The following is a 14,621-nucleotide window of genomic DNA, read 5'->3' as shown; positions in this document are numbered from 1 at the left end:
CTCAGCCCTTGGCCACTTCCTTCGCGAACGTGTCGCGCAGGCCGATGGTGCGCGAGAACACCGGCTTGCCCGGCGTCGAGTCCTTGTCGCGCACGAAATAGCCCTGGCGCTCGAACTGCATCGGCTCCGTCGAATTGCTCTCGGCCACGGAAGCCTCAATCCGCGCATCGGAGAGGATCTCCAGCGAATTCGGATTGAGATCGGCCGCGAAGTTCGAGGCGTCCGGGCTCGGATTGGAGAACAGCTGGTTGTAGATGCGGATCTCCGCCGGCTTCGACGCCGCCGCCGGCAGCCAGTGCATGGTCGCCTTGACCTTGCGGCCGTCGGGCGCATTGCCGCCCTTGGTCGCGGGATCGTAGGTGCAGCGCAATTCCACCACCTCGCCTGCCTCGTTCTTGATCACGCCGGTGCACTTGACGAAATAGGCATAGCGCAGCCGCACTTCGTTGCCCGGCGACAGGCGGAAGAACTTCTTCGGCGGGTTCTCCATGAAGTCGTCCTGCTCGATATAGAGCTCGCGGCCGAACGTGATCTTGCGCGTGCCGGCGCTAGCGTCGTCGGGATGGTTGATCGCCTCGAGCTCTTCGGTCTGCCCTTCCGGGTAGTTCTCGATCACGACCTTGAGCGGCTTGAGCACCGCCATGCGCCGCTGCGCCGTGCGGTTCAGCTCCTCGCGGATGCAGAATTCGAGCATGCCGACGTCGACCACGCTGTTGGCCTTGGCGACGCCGATGCGCTTGACGAATTCACGCAGCGCCGCCGGCGGCACGCCGCGGCGGCGCATCCCCGCCACCGTCGGCATGCGCGGATCGTCCCAGCCGGCGACGTGGCCGTCGCGGACGAGCTGGGTCAGCACGCGCTTGGACAGTACCGTGTAGGTCAGGTTCAGCCGCGCGAACTCGTACTGGTGCGGCTCTGACGGCACCGGCAGCTTCTCGATGAACCAGTCATAGAGCGGCCGGTGGTCCTCGAACTCCAGCGTGCAGATCGAGTGCGTGATGCCTTCGATGGCGTCCGACTGGCCGTGGGCATAGTCGTAGCTCGGATAGATGCACCATGCGTTGCCGGTGCGCGGATGATGCGCATGCAGGATGCGGTACAGCACGGGGTCGCGCAGATTGATGTTGCCCGCGGCCATGTCGATCTTCGCCCGCAGCACGCGCGCCCCGTTGGGGAATTCGCCGGCCTTCATGCGGCGGAACAGGTCGAGGTTCTCGTCCACGCTCCGGTCGCGGAACGGCGAGTTCTTGCCCGGCTCGGTCAGCGAGCCACGCGAAGTGCGGATCTCCTCCTGGGTCTGGTCGTCGACATAGGCGAGCCCGTCGCGGATCAGCTTCTCCGCCCATTCGTACAGGCGGTCGAAATAGTCGGAGGCGAAGAACAGGTTCTTGCCCCAGTCGAAGCCGAGCCAGCGCACGTCGGCCTGGATGGAATCGATGTACTCCTGCTCTTCCTTGACCGGGTTGGTGTCGTCGAAGCGCAGGTGGCAGCGACCCGGAAACTCCTGGGCGATGCCGAAATTGAGGGCGATCGACTTGGCGTGACCGATATGCAGGTAGCCGTTCGGCTCCGGCGGGAACCGGGTCACGATCTCCTTGTACTTGCCCTGATCGAGGTCGGCCTGGATGATGTCACGAATGAAATCGCGCCCAACCTCAGGTGCCACCGGTTCTGTCATTACGAAAATCCTGTAGGGAAATCAGCGGTCCTTCTGCCAAATTCGGGAGGCCGCGCCAAGGCCTTCAGCCGTCCGCCGTCGGGCTTTAGTTATGCTCCGGTCCTGCTATACACCACCGCCTCCAATGCATAGGCCCTGCCAAGAATGACCGATTCCGTCGTCACCCGCTTTGCCCCCTCGCCGACCGGCTTCCTCCATATCGGGGGCGCCCGCACGGCGCTGTTCAACTGGCTCTACGCCAAGAAGCATGGCGGCAAGATGCTGCTCCGGATCGAGGACACCGACCGGGAGCGCTCCACGGAGGCGGCGATCGACGCCATTCTCGACGGGTTGAAGTGGCTCGAGCTCGGCTGGGACGGCGAGGTCATCTACCAGTTCAGCCGCGCCGCCCGCCACCGCGAGGTCGCCGAGCAGCTGCTCGCCGACGGCAAGGCCTATCGCTGCTACGCCACGGCGGAGGAGCTCGCCGCCATGCGCGAGAAGGCCCGCGCGGAGGGCCGCACCCGTCTCTATGACGGCATGTGGCGCGACCGCGACCCGGCCACGGCGCCGAGCGACGTCAAGCCCACCATCCGCCTGCGCGCGCCGCAGACCGGCGAGACCGTGATCGAGGACCAGGTCCAGGGCCGCGTGGTCTGGCAGAACGAGAACCTCGACGATCTCGTGCTTTTGCGCGGCGATGGCAATCCGACCTACATGCTCGCCGTGGTGGTGGACGACCACGACATGGGCGTCACCCACGTCATCCGCGGCGACGACCATCTGATCAACGCCGCCCGCCAGAAGCAGATCTACGACGCGATGGGCTGGGCGCTGCCAAGCATGTCGCACATCCCCCTCATCCACGGCCCGGACGGCTCGAAGCTGTCGAAGCGGCACGGCGCGCTCGGCGTCGATGCCTACCGTGCCATGGGGTACCTGCCGGCCGCGCTCCGCAACTATCTTGTCCGCCTCGGCTGGAGCCATGGCGATCAGGAGATCTTCTCGACCGAGGAGATGATCGAAGCGTTCGACCTCGCCAGCGTCGGCCGGGCCGCCGCCCGCTTCGACTTCGCCAAGCTGGAAAACCTCAACGGCCATTACATCCGTCACGCCGACGATCAATCACTCGTGAGGATGTTCGAGGACGTGCTCGACCACGTCGTGCCCAGCCGCGACGAGATTAAGGCGAAGTTAAACGACACCACGCGGGCGCAGCTTCTCAAGGCCATGCCGGCCCTGAAGGAGCGCGCCAAGACGCTGCTCGAGCTGATCGACGGCGCCTATTTCATCTTCGCCGACCGGCCGCTGCAGCTCGATCCCAAGGCACAGGCGCTGCTGACGCCCGAGAACCGCAAGCTGATCGGCCAGCTTCATTCCGCGCTGGAGAAAGTCGAGACTTGGAGTGCGGCCAGCGCGGAAGCTGCGCTGCGCGCCTTTGCCGAGGAAAATAGTCTCAAGCTCGGCGCGGTCGCCCAGCCCTTGCGGGCGGCGCTGACCGGGCGGACGACATCGCCTGGTATATTTGAGGTTTTGGACGTGCTGGGACGCCAGGAAAGCCTGGGGCGGCTCAAGGATCAGTCTACGACGTAGGTAGGCCATGGCTGCCATGATCTTGCAGCGCACACAGCAATAATATACCCATCTCCCCCGTACCTTCTGGAACATCCGGCCTGCCCCGGCATCTCATCGGGGCCTTCCGGGTCCGGCCCGTTTCACCACACATCGGGGACCTCTGATGGACGCTAAAGAAAGCCCAAAGACCGCCACGCTGACGGTCGGAAACAAGAACTACGATCTCCCGATCCTCAGCGGCAGCGTCGGGCCCGATGTCGTCGATATCGGCAAGCTCTACGGCCAGTCCGGTCTGTTCACCTACGATCCCGGCTTCACCTCGACCGCGAGCTGCCAGTCCAAGATCACCTATATCGACGGTGATGCCGGCGTGCTGGAATACCGCGGCTACCCGATCGAGCAACTGGCCGAGCACGGCGATTTCCTGGAGACCTGCTACCTCCTGCTCTACGGAAACCTGCCGACCGCTGAGCAGAAGAAGGATTTCGATTACCGCGTGACCCATCACACGATGGTGCACGAGCAGATGGCCCGCTTCTTCCAGGGCTTCCGCCGCGACGCCCATCCGATGGCGATCATGGTGGCGGCGGTCGGCGCCCTCGCCGCGTTCTACCACGACTCCACCGACATCAACGATCCCAAGCAGCGCATGATCGCCTCCATGCGCATGATCGCGAAGATCCCGACGCTGGCCGCGATGGCCTACAAGTACACCGTCGGCCAGCCCTTCGTGTATCCGAAGAACTCGCTCGGCTTTGCCGAGAACTTCCTGAACATGTGCTTCGCGGTGCCTTGCGAGGACTACAAGGTCAGCCCGGTTCTCGCCGACGCGCTGGAGAAGATCTTCATCCTGCACGCCGACCACGAGCAGAACGCCTCGACCTCGACGGTGCGCATCGCCGGCTCCTCGGGTGCCAACCCGTTCGCCTGCATCGCCGCCGGCATCGCCTGCCTCTGGGGCCCGGCGCATGGCGGCGCCAACGAAGCCGCGCTCAACATGCTCTACGACATCGGCACGGTCGACAAGATTCCCGAATTCATCGCCAAGGTGAAGGACAAGAACTCCGAAGTCCGCCTGATGGGCTTCGGCCATCGCGTCTACAAGAACTACGATCCGCGCGCCAAGATCATGCAGAAGATGTGTCACGCCGTGCTCAAGGAGACCGGCCATGGCGACGATCCGATGCTGAAGGTGGCGATGGAGCTCGAGAAGATCGCGCTCAGCGACCAGTACTTCATCGACCGCAAGCTCTACCCGAACGTCGACTTCTATTCGGGCATCACGCTGAAGGCGATGGGCTTCCCGGTCTCGATGTTCACCGTGCTGTTCGCGGTCGCCCGCACCGTCGGCTGGATCAGCCAGTGGAGCGAGATGATCGAGGACCCGCAGCAGAAGATCGGCCGTCCGCGCCAGCTCTACACCGGCGTCACCAAGCGCGATTACGTGCCGATCAAGGATCGCAAGTAAGAACCGGCCATTACGGCTTTCGAAACGGCGCCATCTCACGATGGCGCCGTTTTTATTTGTGCCCTGACCTCGTAGGGTGGGTTAGCCCTGCAGATGCGCGAAGCGCATCTGCTCGGCTAACCCACCCCACCACTTCTCGCGCGGCGACAAAGCTGGTGGATTACGCCTTCGGCTAATCCACCCTACGGCCTCCAATGGAAAGGACACCCTGATGCTGAGCGGAAGCTGCCTCTGCGGAGGCGTTGCCTACGAGGTCGACGCCGCCCCGAGCATGATCGTCCACTGCCATTGCCGGACCTGCCGCAAGAAGCACGGCTCCGCCTTCTCCACCGTCACCAATGTCCCTCGCGATCGCTTTCGCTGGACCAAGGGCGAAGAGCTGCTGCGCGGCTTCGAATCCTCACCCGGCAAGACCCGCTATTTCTGCTCGCAATGCGGATCGCACATCGTCGCCGCGCGCGACGGCAAGAGCACGGTCCTGCTTCGAATGGGTTGCCTGGACACACCGATCGCAGAACGGCCCGAGGTCCACATCTGGCGATCGGACGCCGCCAACTGGTACGACCCGAAGGCTGAGTTGCCGGAATGGCCGGAAGGCACGCCGCCAGCCGCCCCATGATCCGCAAAACAGCGAGCGGTCCGAAACGGTGCCCTCTCACGATGGCGCCGTTTTTGTTTGGCAGGGTCCGACAGAGCAAGCGGAGCGCAGGACAAGCGGATGCGGATCACGAACCCGGTCAACGGATTGTTGCAGGTCGTGGCCTGTTCGCCCTTCCCCGATGCCGCCGGCGAGATGGTGCTTCATCCCAGATGCGACATTGACGGGGTGGTGACTGCGGAGCGCCTCGCGGCGGCTGCCGTGCAATACAGCGGCTACGACGTTCCCAAGGCGAAATGGCCGCGTCCCGGGATGATGCTTCCTCTGACCGTGGACCTCGCCGATCCCACGCGGTTCAGGATCGAATGGGATCGGGTGCCGACCGGGCGCGAAGTCGCCGAAAAGCTGGCGGCAGATCTGCGTGGCGAGGAGCAAGCCGACACGCCGGGTTGTCGCCCGTCTCCCCGCGTCTGGCGCGAGATAGAACATGCTGCGTCCTCGCCGGCGTTGATCTATGGGCTCACGCCGCAGCAGACGGAGATTGCGCTGGCTGGCGGCGCCGCCGCGCTCGGCCTGGTTCCGACGACAGCGAAGGTCCTGAGCGCGCGTGAAGTGCAACCGAGCAGTGCAACGGGCGGGACGTGGGACATCGCCGTCGCGGTGAACGACCCGAACGGCGGAGCCGCCTGGGACGCGGTCACGCGCATGTCGTTCAGCAGCTCAAGCCGACGCAAGAGCCGCACCGCCGCTGGGGTCGAGTTGCCTGTCCTCGTCGATCCCGACAACCGCAAACGGATCATCGTCGACGTCGCGCGTCTGTCCTGAGTGGCGTCACTCTCTCCGCCTTTGCTGCCGCGCACAACAACAAGTCGCCGCCTCACGTCGGCAAAGGCTTGACAGTCGAAACGCTCAGCGCGCAAATTCTTACACTAAGTAAGAATGACGACAGGGATGGAAATGCCGGAGCAGCCGAGAAGTCGGCGGCAGACGCGCGCCGCCATTTTGACTCATCTGCTTCAGTCGGGCGGCTCGTTTCGCCCGCCGCTGGCGAAGGCCGTTCGCCTGTCCGAAGCGAGCCTGTCGCGCATCCTGTTCGACCTCAAGGCCGAAGGCCTGATCGAGGAAGTGCGGCGCCCTGCCCCTTACGTCGGCGGCCCCACGGCGCTCGTCGCACTCGATGGCTCGGTGGCGCTCGCCGCTTTCGAGCTGAGCGCTCAGCGGCTCAGCGTCGGCGTTGGCAGCCTGTCGGGCGAGCTGCACTACACCGAGCGTGTACCGCTGCCGAAAACGCCGACCGTCGAGTCCGTCGGGCGGGTGTTTCGCGAGGCGATGACATTGCTGCGCGACTGGACGCGCCGCCGCCGCATCACCCTCGCGCAGATCGGCGTCTCGATTCCAGGCCTCGGCCGGTTGAGCATATCGGCCAATCCGATCATTCCCTGCGATGTCGGGCGCATCGGCGACATGCTCGGCGCGACGTTCGCGGGCGTGCCGATTGAATTCACCAATTCGGTCGTCGCGCACGCCACCTTTCACCGCTGTCGCACGGAAAACTATCCGTTCGGCGATACGCATCTCTTCGTCCTTGTGAGCCAAGGCGTTGCCGGCGCCTGGATGGATGATCCGGCCGAAGGCGATGCCCTGCAGCCGATCGAGCTCGGCCACATGGTGTTCGGTCCGGATGGACCGCGCTGCCGCTGCGGACATCATGGCTGCGTCGAGGCCTACACGTCGCTGCCGGCCCTGGCCGATCTTCTTGGCGTTTCCGAAACCGAGTTGCTTCAGCTCGGCCACGAATGGGTCAACACCATCCCGCTCTCATCGCGCGTTCGCCAGGAGTTGCGCCGGCGGCTGTTCCGGCTCGGCCTTGCAATCGGCAACACGCTGAACGTGAAGCCTTGCGGCGGGGTCGCGATCAGCGGCTGGCCGTCGCTTCTCGCCGAGGACGAACGCAAGGCCGTGGTCGAGGGGATCGACGCCTGCCTGCTGGGCGGTCGCAAACTGGCGCAAGTGTCCCTCGCCTTCGTGCCGCCCTCGACCGGCAACGATCCGCAGGCCGCGCTTGCCTTCGCCGCCTTCTGCCTCGCCAGAAGCGGCGGCATGCCCGCCGCATCGACGGAGGCTGCCTGACATGCCCTAAAGCCGCGCCGTCTGCACGCGCCACGAAAGTTCACACCGGGAGGAACTGCCATGCCGATCACAACAACAAGGCGTCGTCTGCTCGCTGGATCCGTTGCCGCGCTCGCGCTGCCGTCCTTTGCCCGTGCCCAAGGCGCGGTCAAGCCACGCTTGACCGCGATCTCGCAATGGTCCGCAGGCAGCGACGGAGCGGCCATCACGGCACTCGGCAAGAAGTTCGAGGAGAAAGGCGGGGTCTGGCAGCACTCGCCGGTCCCCGGCTTCACCACCGAGATGATGAACAAGCTGCGCGCCCAGATCATCGCCGGCGATCCGCCGGCCTGTTCGCAGCTCAAGGGCCCGGAGATCGCGGCTTGGTCGAAGATCGCCCCGACCGTCGATCTCGACGCGGTCGTCGCGGCCGCCGGTTACGAAAAGGTCGTCGCGCCCGACCTTGCCAAATTGCACAGGCCGGCCGGCAAGTGGATCGCGCTGCCGCTGCAGATCTACAGCACCAACATGCTGTTCCTCTCCAAACGCGCGATGGACAAGGCCAAGGCCGACAAGATCCCCGTCACCTGGGCCGAGTTCAACGATCTCGCCGAAAAAATGAAATCGGGCGGCGTCGCCTATCCCGTCGCCAACGGCGGCACCCGCCCCGACGACGGGCAGAAGTTCGAGGCCTCTCTCGCCGGCATCAGCCCGACCGCGTACCGCGCAGCGATCATGAATCTCGAGAAAAAGGCCTTGGAGGGCCCCGAGATCAAGGCTGCGTTCGTGCAGGTCCGCAAGATCGCCGACTGGATGGACCCCAACGTCGGCGCCCAGCACTTTTCCACCAACCTGAAGCGCTTCGTCGACGGCGACATGGGCATGATGATCATGGGCGGTTGGGCGCAAGGCGTGCTGCGCAACGCCGGCTTCAAGTTCGAGGACTTCGTGATCGCCCCGGGCCCGAGCGACAATGGCAAGCCGGTCTTCCTGCTGAATGCCGATGCTTTCATCTTCTGGCAGCGCAAGGAGGCGGACCTGCAAGCCGGCCAGACGCTGATGGCCCAGCTCGTCATGGATCCGGCGATCCAGACCATGTATTCGCAGATCACGGGATCGATCCCGGTGCGCACCGATGTCGATCTGTCCGGCGAAGGCTGGTCGGACGGCCAACGGCGGACCGCAGCAGCTCTCAAAGACGCGATCGCCAGCAATCAGGCCGTCCTCAGTCTTGCGCACAACATGGCGCAGGAAAACGGCATGACCGCCGCGATGAACGACGTGATCACGGAGTACGTGAAGAACAAGACCATCAAGCCGGAGCAGGCGGCCACACGCCTCGCCGACGCCGTCGAGAGCGCACGTTGACCATCGCCGTCTCGACGAGACCGGGCCGGCCGGCGGCTTCTGAAATGGTCCGCCGGCTGCCCGAATATTTGACGATCTGGGTGCCGCTGCTGTTGTCCGCCGCGCATCTCATTGCGTTCTCGCTGTGGACGATCTGGATATCGTTCACACCATCCACTCTGGTCCCTGTTACGGGCTGGGTGGGTCTGCGCAACTATTCAGCGGTCGCGGCATCGCGCAACTGGCAGATCGCCCTCGACAATCTGCTGCTGTTTGGCAGCGCTTTCGTGTTGCTGAGCCTGGCGACCGGCCTGATCCTTGCCATCCTGCTCGATCAGCGCATTCGCGGCGAGAACGTACTGCGCTCCATCTTCCTCTATCCTCTGGCGGTGTCGTTCGTCGTCACCGGCACGGTCTGGAGCTGGCTGCTCAATCCCGGCCTTGGCATCCAGAAGCTGGTCCACGACCTCGGCTGGACCTCCTTCCGGTTCGACTGGCTGATCGACCGTGACATGGCGATCTGGACCATCGTCATCGCCGCGATCTGGCAATCCTCGGGCTTTGCCATGGCGCTCTTCCTCGCCGGCCTCCGCTCGGTCGATGCGGACCTGATCAAGGCCGCGCAGATCGACGGCGCCGGACCGATCCGAATGTACCGGCGCGTCATCCTGCCGACGCTTTGGCCGATCACCATCACCGTCATCGTCATCCAGCTGCAGTTCGCGATTTCGACCTTCGACCTCGTCCGCGCGCTCACCAATGGCGGGCCCGGAATCGCGACCCAGCTGCCGGCCCTCGTCGTCTATGACCTGATGTTCCAGCGCAGCCTGCTCGGACGGGGAGCGGCGGCGGCAGTCCTCATGTTGCTCATTCTTCTCGCCGTCTTGCTGCCGTATGCAGCGTGGCGTTATGTCCAGCGGCGGCGGGCGATCCATGCGTGAGCACACCTTCGCCCCGGGCCGGATCCTGATCTATCTCATCGTCTCGCTGATCGCGGCAGCATGGCTCGCGCCATTGGCTGTTGTCGTGCTGAACTCGCTCCGGACCAACGAGGAGATCGCACAGGGCTCGATGATCGGCTGGCCGCAACATCTGGCCTGGAGCAACTACGCCGCCGCCTGGAGCGGTTTCTGCGTCGCCGAGACGTGCGCGGGAATCCGGCCGTACATGCTGAACTCCGCGCTCGTGACCATTCCCGCCACCATCTTCTCCACCCTGCTTGGCGCAGTCGCCGGTTACGCGGTTTCGCTCTGGCGCTTCCGCGGCGATAGCTGGATCTACGGTATCGTCACGCTCGGCATCTTCCTTCCGCAGCAGATGCGCCTTCTGCCCTGGACCATCGTACTGCGCGACACCGGCCTGATGAACACGCTGACGGGGCTGGTCGTGATCCACACGATCCAGGGGCTGTCCTTTACCACCCTGTTCTGCCGCAACTACTACGTTGCCATCCCGCAGGAGCTGATCAGAGCCGCGCGTATCGATGGCGCGGGGTTCTTTCGCATTTTCTGGCGCATCATCCTGCCGCTCTCGCCGCCGATCCTGGTCGTCACCGTGATCTGGCAGTTCACGCATATCTGGAACGAGTTTCTCTATGGCGTGACGTTCACCACCGGTCAGCAGCAGCCGGTCACCGCCGCGCTGATCGCGCTGTCGGCCGCGGTCGCCGATATCCCTCAGCATGGCGTGCAAAGCGCCGCGGTGATGATCGCCGCCCTGCCGACCCTGCTGATCTATCTGATCGGCGGCAAGTACTTCGTACGCGGCCTCACCGCCGGCGCCGTGAAATGATGGAGTTGCCGTCAATGGAGTTGCCATGGCAGCACTGAGCATTCGCGCCCTGTCCAAGCGCTACGCCAATCTGGAGGTGCTGAAGGGCATCGATCTCGACATCGAGAGCGGCGAGTTCACCGTGCTGGTCGGGCCGTCCGGCTGCGGCAAGTCCACCCTGCTCAACATCGTCGCCGGGCTCGATCGGCCGAGCGCGGGCACCGTCGAGATCGGCGGGCGCGTGGTCAACGATGTCCCGCCGAAAGACCGCGACATCGCCATGGTGTTCCAGTCCTACGCGCTCTACCCCTCGATGACGGTACGCCAGAACATCACCTTCGGCATGGAATGCCGAGGCGTAGCCAAGGCCGAGCAGGAGAAGGCGGTCGCGAACGTCGCCAAACTGCTCCAGATCGAGCAATTGCTCGGCCGCAAGCCGTCGCAGCTCTCCGGTGGCCAGCGCCAGCGCGTGGCGATGGGCCGGGCACTGGTGCGCAATCCCCTGCTCTTCCTGTTCGACGAGCCGCTCTCCAATCTCGATGCCAAGCTGCGCGTCGAAATGCGGATGGAGATCAAGCGCCTGCACCAGCGTATCGGCGCCACCATCATCTATGTCACCCACGACCAGATCGAGGCGATGACGATGGCAACGCGCATCGCCGTGATGCATCGGGGTGTAGTGCAGCAGTTTGCTGATCCCGACACCGTGTATCGTTATCCTGCCAATCTGTTCGTCGCCCGCTTCATGGGCTCGCCGCCGATGAACACGATACCGGCACGGCTCGAGACCGATTCCGGCGGGCTGGTGGCCGCGATCGGCGCGGGACGGCCCGACGAGGTCCGTCTGCGCCTCCAGGCCTATGACGTTGCGGTGCCCTATGTCGGCCGCGACGTGATCGTCGGCATCAGGCCGGAATGCATCGCCGAGGGCGGCCGCGTGTTTTCCGGCGAGGCGCCCATCCTCGTCAATGCACCGGTGGAGATGGTCGAGCCGACCGGGGCCGAGACCATCGTGTTGCTGCGGCTGGGCGGCGAGCCCGCGCAGGCGCGCATCTCGCCGGACGTCCGCCCCGCGCCGGGTGACGTGGCGCCCTTCGCGCTCGACACCCGCCGCATCTGCCTGTTCGACCCCGAGACGGAGCGACTGATCGCATGACAATGACGAGCTATGCCGGCCTCGCGGACCGCGTGGTGCTGATTACCGGTGGCGCCAGCGGCATCGGTGCCGCCTTCGTGCGCGCCTTCGCTGGCCAGGGCGCCCGAATCGCATTCCTCGACATCGACGAAGCAGCCGGCGCGGCGCTGGTGGCGGACGTGGCGGCCGCGTCCGGCACGGCGCCGCTGTTCGTACCTTGCGACCTCCTCGACATCGATGCCTTGCACACCGCCATGGCCGAGGTCCGCCGAAAGCTCGGGGACGCCGCGGTGCTCGTCAACAATGCCGCCAACGACCAGCGTCAGGTGCTCGCGGACGTGACGCCCGCCGAGTTCGACTGGACGATCGGCGTCAACCTCAAGCACGTCTTCTTTGCCGCACAGGCCGTGGTGCCGCAGATGCAGGCGCGCGGCGGCGGCTCGATCATCAACATGTCGTCGATCGCCTGGATGCGCGGCGCGCCGGCGCTGCCGGTGTATGCCGCTGCGAAGGCAGCCATCGTCGGCTTCACCAACTCGCTGGCGCGGTCGGTCGGCCCCGACCGTATCCGCGTCAACGCGATCGCGCCGGGCATGGTGATCACCGAGCGCCAGCGCCGGCTGTGGTACCCGGACGAGCGGGTCATCGCCGAATTTCGCACCCGCCAGGCCATTCCCGATGCGGTGACGCCCGAGGACATCGCGCGGACGGCGCTGTTTCTCGCATCCGACGAGAGCCAGCGCATCACCAGTCAATGTTTCCGGGTCGACGGCGGATTGGCCTAGGAACGATCCGGCCGCGCTGGCGCAACAGGTGCGGTATCGTAGGGTGGGCAAAGGCGCAAAGCGCCGTGCCCACCATCTCTCTGCAACGGGCAGGGAATGGTGGGCGCGCTGCGCTTTGCCCACCCTACGGGACCGTCGCTTACCGCCGTGCCTTCCGCATTGTCGCCAGCACGACGTCGGCAGCGAGCACGCTCGGCGATTTGTTGCCGGTCGACATGATCTGATCGAGCCGGGCGAAGGCTTCGACCTGCCGCTTGCGCAGCGGCGTGTCGGTCAGCACCTCCGACAGTGCCATCGCGAGCTTCTCCGGCGTGCAGTCCTCCTGCAGATACTCCGGGATGACGTCCTCGCCGATCACGAGATTGGCGAGGATCACCGAGGAAACGCGGATCGCGCGGCGCAGGATGAAGGCTTCCATCGCGCCGACACGGTAGGCCGTCACCATGGGAATGCCCGCCAGAGCGAGCTCCAGCGTCACGGTGCCGGATTTTGCCAGCGCGGCATGCGCAAGGCGGAAGACGGCGCGCTTCTCGTTCTCGCCGACCACGATCCGCGGCTTGATCGGCCAGCTCGCGGTGCCCTCGCGCACGGTGGTTTCAAGATGTGGCATGGTCGGCAGCATCAGCTCGAACGCGCGGCCTTCGGCCTGCAACCGTCCAAGCGTTGCGCCGAACACGTCGAGATGATGCCGGATCTCGCTGCGGCGGCTGCCGGGCAGCACCAGCAGCACCGGCGGCTCGCCATTGCGGCGCGCCTGCTCCTCCGCATTCGGTCGCAGCGACGCCAACTGCTCGATCAGGGGATGGCCGACATAGCTGCAGGGCGGACCGCCGAGCTTGCGGTATTCCTCCGGCTCGAACGGCAACAGGCCGAGCACGTGATCGACATAGCCGAGCATGGTCCGCGCCCGTCCCGGCCGCCAGGCCCAGAGCTGCGGCGAGACGTAGTCGACGACCGGGATCGCAGGATTCTTCGCGCGCACGCGACGGGCGACGCGATGGGTGAAGTCGGGGCTGTCGATGATGACGAGCGCGTCCGGCGCGGCCTCGGTCACGGCGTCCACGGTCTGCCGGATCAGCCGCAGGATTTTTGGCAATTGCTGCACCACTGCGGCAAAGCCGACGATCGACAGCTCCTCGATCGGAAACAGCGTCTCCAGTCCCTCGCGCGCCATGGTGCGGCCGCCGACGCCCTCGAACTGCACGCCGTCGCCGAGGCGCTGGCGCAGCACCTTCATCAGGGCCGAGCCGAGCCGGTCGCCGGACTCCTCCGTCGCGATCAGGAAGATCTTCCGCTTGGGATCGCGAGTCTGCATCATTTGGGCAGGCCGATGACGAAGAGATATTTGGCGTCGGCAATCGCGATCATCGCCTGCGGCTCTGCGGCAATCGTGTTGCCGGCGATGACGGCGATGCCGGCAAGGCCGGCCTTGGCGACGCCCTCGATGGTGCGCGGGCCGATCGTCGGCAGATCGAAGCGCAGATCCTGGCCGCTCTTCGGTGCCTTCACCAGCACGCCGCGGCCGGTGGCTGCGCGGATGCGGCCCTCCTCGCGCAGGCGCGCGACGCGCGCCAGCAGCGCGTCGGTGCCCTCGATGTCCTCGACCGCCACCACATGGCCGTCGATCACGACGGCAGCCTGACCGATATCGAACGGGCCGAGCGCCGTCAGCACGGCACGCCCACGCTCGATGTCGGCCTTGGCGTTGTCGTTCGGCCAGGCCCGACTGATGGAGCCCTCGGGCATCAAGAGGTCGGGCGCGACATCCTTGATGCCGACCATGCGAAAGCCGTCCTGCTCCAGGATGCGGCCGACACCGGAGAGAAGATGATCGTCGCCGCCACGAAACGCGCGGATGACGTTGCCGAGCAGGCGCAGCGTCTTGATGTCGAACCGGATCTCGGAGAGCGAAGGCCGCACCAGGGTGCCGATGAAGATCAGGTCGCGGCAGCCCTCCTCGCGGAACAGCCGCATGGCGCGGCCGAGCTGGCCGACCGAGATCCAGCGGTGGCGAAACTTCTCCACCCGCGACGGATCGCAGGCCCCGCGCAGCGGAAACAGCACCGGCGTGATGCCGCGCGCGGCGAGCGACTCAGCGACGGCGAACGGCATTGCGCCACCGCCGGCAACTACGCCGACCGGCGATGAAATCTCAGAAGCCGCCGATGTCATGTCCG

13 protein-coding genes are annotated in these 14,621 nt (G+C 65.4%); 10 read left to right on the top strand and 3 right to left on the bottom strand.

What is annotated here, in order from left to right; all coding sequences use genetic code 11:
* Position 1: 1 nt before the first annotated feature.
* Positions 2-1,678 carry a glutamine--tRNA ligase/YqeY domain fusion protein gene (locus XH79_RS05645; protein WP_271581002.1) on the bottom strand — a complete coding sequence of 559 codons (1,677 nt, stop codon included), beginning with the start codon at positions 1,676-1,678 and terminating at the stop codon, positions 2-4.
* A gap of 144 nt (positions 1,679-1,822) precedes the next feature.
* Between XH79_RS05645 and gltX the strand changes: the two genes are divergently transcribed.
* The 10 genes from gltX (at position 1,823) to XH79_RS05595 (ending at position 12,444) form a co-directional block, all read left to right on the top strand.
* Positions 1,823-3,250: a glutamate--tRNA ligase gene (gene gltX / locus XH79_RS05640; RefSeq protein ID WP_271581001.1), complete on the top strand. Its 1,428-nt coding sequence runs from the start codon at positions 1,823-1,825 to the stop codon at positions 3,248-3,250.
* Positions 3,251-3,395: 145 nt separating this feature from the next.
* Positions 3,396-4,700 (top strand): citrate synthase, encoded by a 1,305-nt coding sequence (gene gltA, locus XH79_RS05635; protein ID WP_018642295.1) that lies wholly within the window; start codon positions 3,396-3,398, stop codon positions 4,698-4,700.
* Between the two features lie 211 nt (positions 4,701-4,911).
* Positions 4,912-5,319, top strand: a complete 408-nt coding sequence (locus XH79_RS05630; RefSeq protein WP_271581000.1) for a GFA family protein — start codon at positions 4,912-4,914, stop codon at positions 5,317-5,319.
* A 99-nt stretch (positions 5,320-5,418) separates the two neighbouring features.
* Positions 5,419-6,123, top strand: coding sequence for a hypothetical protein (locus XH79_RS05625; RefSeq protein WP_271580999.1), 705 nt, complete (start codon positions 5,419-5,421; stop codon positions 6,121-6,123).
* Between the two features lie 126 nt (positions 6,124-6,249).
* Positions 6,250-7,428, top strand: coding sequence for an ROK family transcriptional regulator (locus XH79_RS05620; protein WP_271581133.1), 1,179 nt, complete (start codon positions 6,250-6,252; stop codon positions 7,426-7,428).
* 60 nt (positions 7,429-7,488) lie between these two features.
* Complete coding sequence (locus XH79_RS05615; RefSeq protein ID WP_271580998.1) at positions 7,489-8,775, top strand: ABC transporter substrate-binding protein; 1,287 nt, start codon at positions 7,489-7,491, stop codon at positions 8,773-8,775.
* On the top strand, positions 8,772-9,695 hold the full coding sequence (locus XH79_RS05610; RefSeq protein WP_271580997.1) for a carbohydrate ABC transporter permease: 924 nt from the start codon (positions 8,772-8,774) through the stop codon (positions 9,693-9,695). Before XH79_RS05615 ends, XH79_RS05610 begins: the two co-directional genes overlap by 4 nt.
* Positions 9,688-10,545, top strand: coding sequence for a carbohydrate ABC transporter permease (locus XH79_RS05605; protein ID WP_271580996.1), 858 nt, complete (start codon positions 9,688-9,690; stop codon positions 10,543-10,545). The genes XH79_RS05610 and XH79_RS05605 overlap by 8 nt, the downstream gene beginning before the upstream one ends.
* 25 nt (positions 10,546-10,570) lie before the next feature.
* The gene (locus tag XH79_RS05600; protein WP_271580995.1) at positions 10,571-11,680 is read left to right on the top strand and encodes an ABC transporter ATP-binding protein; all 1,110 of its coding nucleotides are present in this window, start codon (positions 10,571-10,573) and stop codon (positions 11,678-11,680) included.
* Positions 11,677-12,444, top strand: a complete 768-nt coding sequence (locus XH79_RS05595; RefSeq protein ID WP_271580994.1) for an SDR family NAD(P)-dependent oxidoreductase — start codon at positions 11,677-11,679, stop codon at positions 12,442-12,444. Before XH79_RS05600 ends, XH79_RS05595 begins: the two co-directional genes overlap by 4 nt.
* Before the next feature lie 139 nt (positions 12,445-12,583).
* On the opposite strand, the gene lpxB is transcribed toward XH79_RS05595, so the two are convergent.
* On the bottom strand, positions 12,584-13,762 hold the full coding sequence (gene lpxB, locus XH79_RS05590; RefSeq protein WP_271580993.1) for a lipid-A-disaccharide synthase: 1,179 nt from the start codon (positions 13,760-13,762) through the stop codon (positions 12,584-12,586).
* The gene (locus XH79_RS05585; RefSeq protein ID WP_271581132.1) at positions 13,759-14,616 is read right to left on the bottom strand and encodes an LpxI family protein; all 858 of its coding nucleotides are present in this window, start codon (positions 14,614-14,616) and stop codon (positions 13,759-13,761) included. Before XH79_RS05585 ends, lpxB begins: the two co-directional genes overlap by 4 nt.
* Positions 14,617-14,621 lie beyond the last annotated feature (5 nt).

Origin of the sequence: Bradyrhizobium sp. CCBAU 45389, assembly GCF_028128625.1 — a bacterium.
GTDB lineage: Bacteria > Pseudomonadota > Alphaproteobacteria > Rhizobiales > Xanthobacteraceae > Bradyrhizobium > Bradyrhizobium liaoningense_B.
Note: the sequence above shows the minus strand (reverse complement) of the source record. Positions and strands in the feature narration are given on the sequence as shown.

What these genes read in the sequence shown, in the direction of transcription:
- gltX (WP_271581001.1), top strand. Translation starts at nt 1,823, where the DNA reads ATGACCGATTCCGTCGTCACCCGCTTTGCCCCCTCGCCGACCGGCTTC.
- lpxB (WP_271580993.1), bottom strand. Translation starts at nt 13,762, where the DNA reads ATGATGCAGACTCGCGATCCCAAGCGGAAGATCTTCCTGATCGCGACG.
- gltA (WP_018642295.1), top strand. Translation starts at nt 3,396, where the DNA reads ATGGACGCTAAAGAAAGCCCAAAGACCGCCACGCTGACGGTCGGAAAC.
- XH79_RS05595 (WP_271580994.1), top strand. Translation starts at nt 11,677, where the DNA reads ATGACAATGACGAGCTATGCCGGCCTCGCGGACCGCGTGGTGCTGATT.
- XH79_RS05645 (WP_271581002.1), bottom strand. Translation starts at nt 1,678, where the DNA reads ATGACAGAACCGGTGGCACCTGAGGTTGGGCGCGATTTCATTCGTGAC.
- XH79_RS05605 (WP_271580996.1), top strand. Translation starts at nt 9,688, where the DNA reads ATGCGTGAGCACACCTTCGCCCCGGGCCGGATCCTGATCTATCTCATC.
- XH79_RS05615 (WP_271580998.1), top strand. Translation starts at nt 7,489, where the DNA reads ATGCCGATCACAACAACAAGGCGTCGTCTGCTCGCTGGATCCGTTGCC.
- XH79_RS05620 (WP_271581133.1), top strand. Translation starts at nt 6,250, where the DNA reads ATGGAAATGCCGGAGCAGCCGAGAAGTCGGCGGCAGACGCGCGCCGCC.
- XH79_RS05600 (WP_271580995.1), top strand. Translation starts at nt 10,571, where the DNA reads ATGGCAGCACTGAGCATTCGCGCCCTGTCCAAGCGCTACGCCAATCTG.
- XH79_RS05585 (WP_271581132.1), bottom strand. Translation starts at nt 14,616, where the DNA reads ATGACATCGGCGGCTTCTGAGATTTCATCGCCGGTCGGCGTAGTTGCC.
- XH79_RS05630 (WP_271581000.1), top strand. Translation starts at nt 4,912, where the DNA reads ATGCTGAGCGGAAGCTGCCTCTGCGGAGGCGTTGCCTACGAGGTCGAC.
- XH79_RS05625 (WP_271580999.1), top strand. Translation starts at nt 5,419, where the DNA reads ATGCGGATCACGAACCCGGTCAACGGATTGTTGCAGGTCGTGGCCTGT.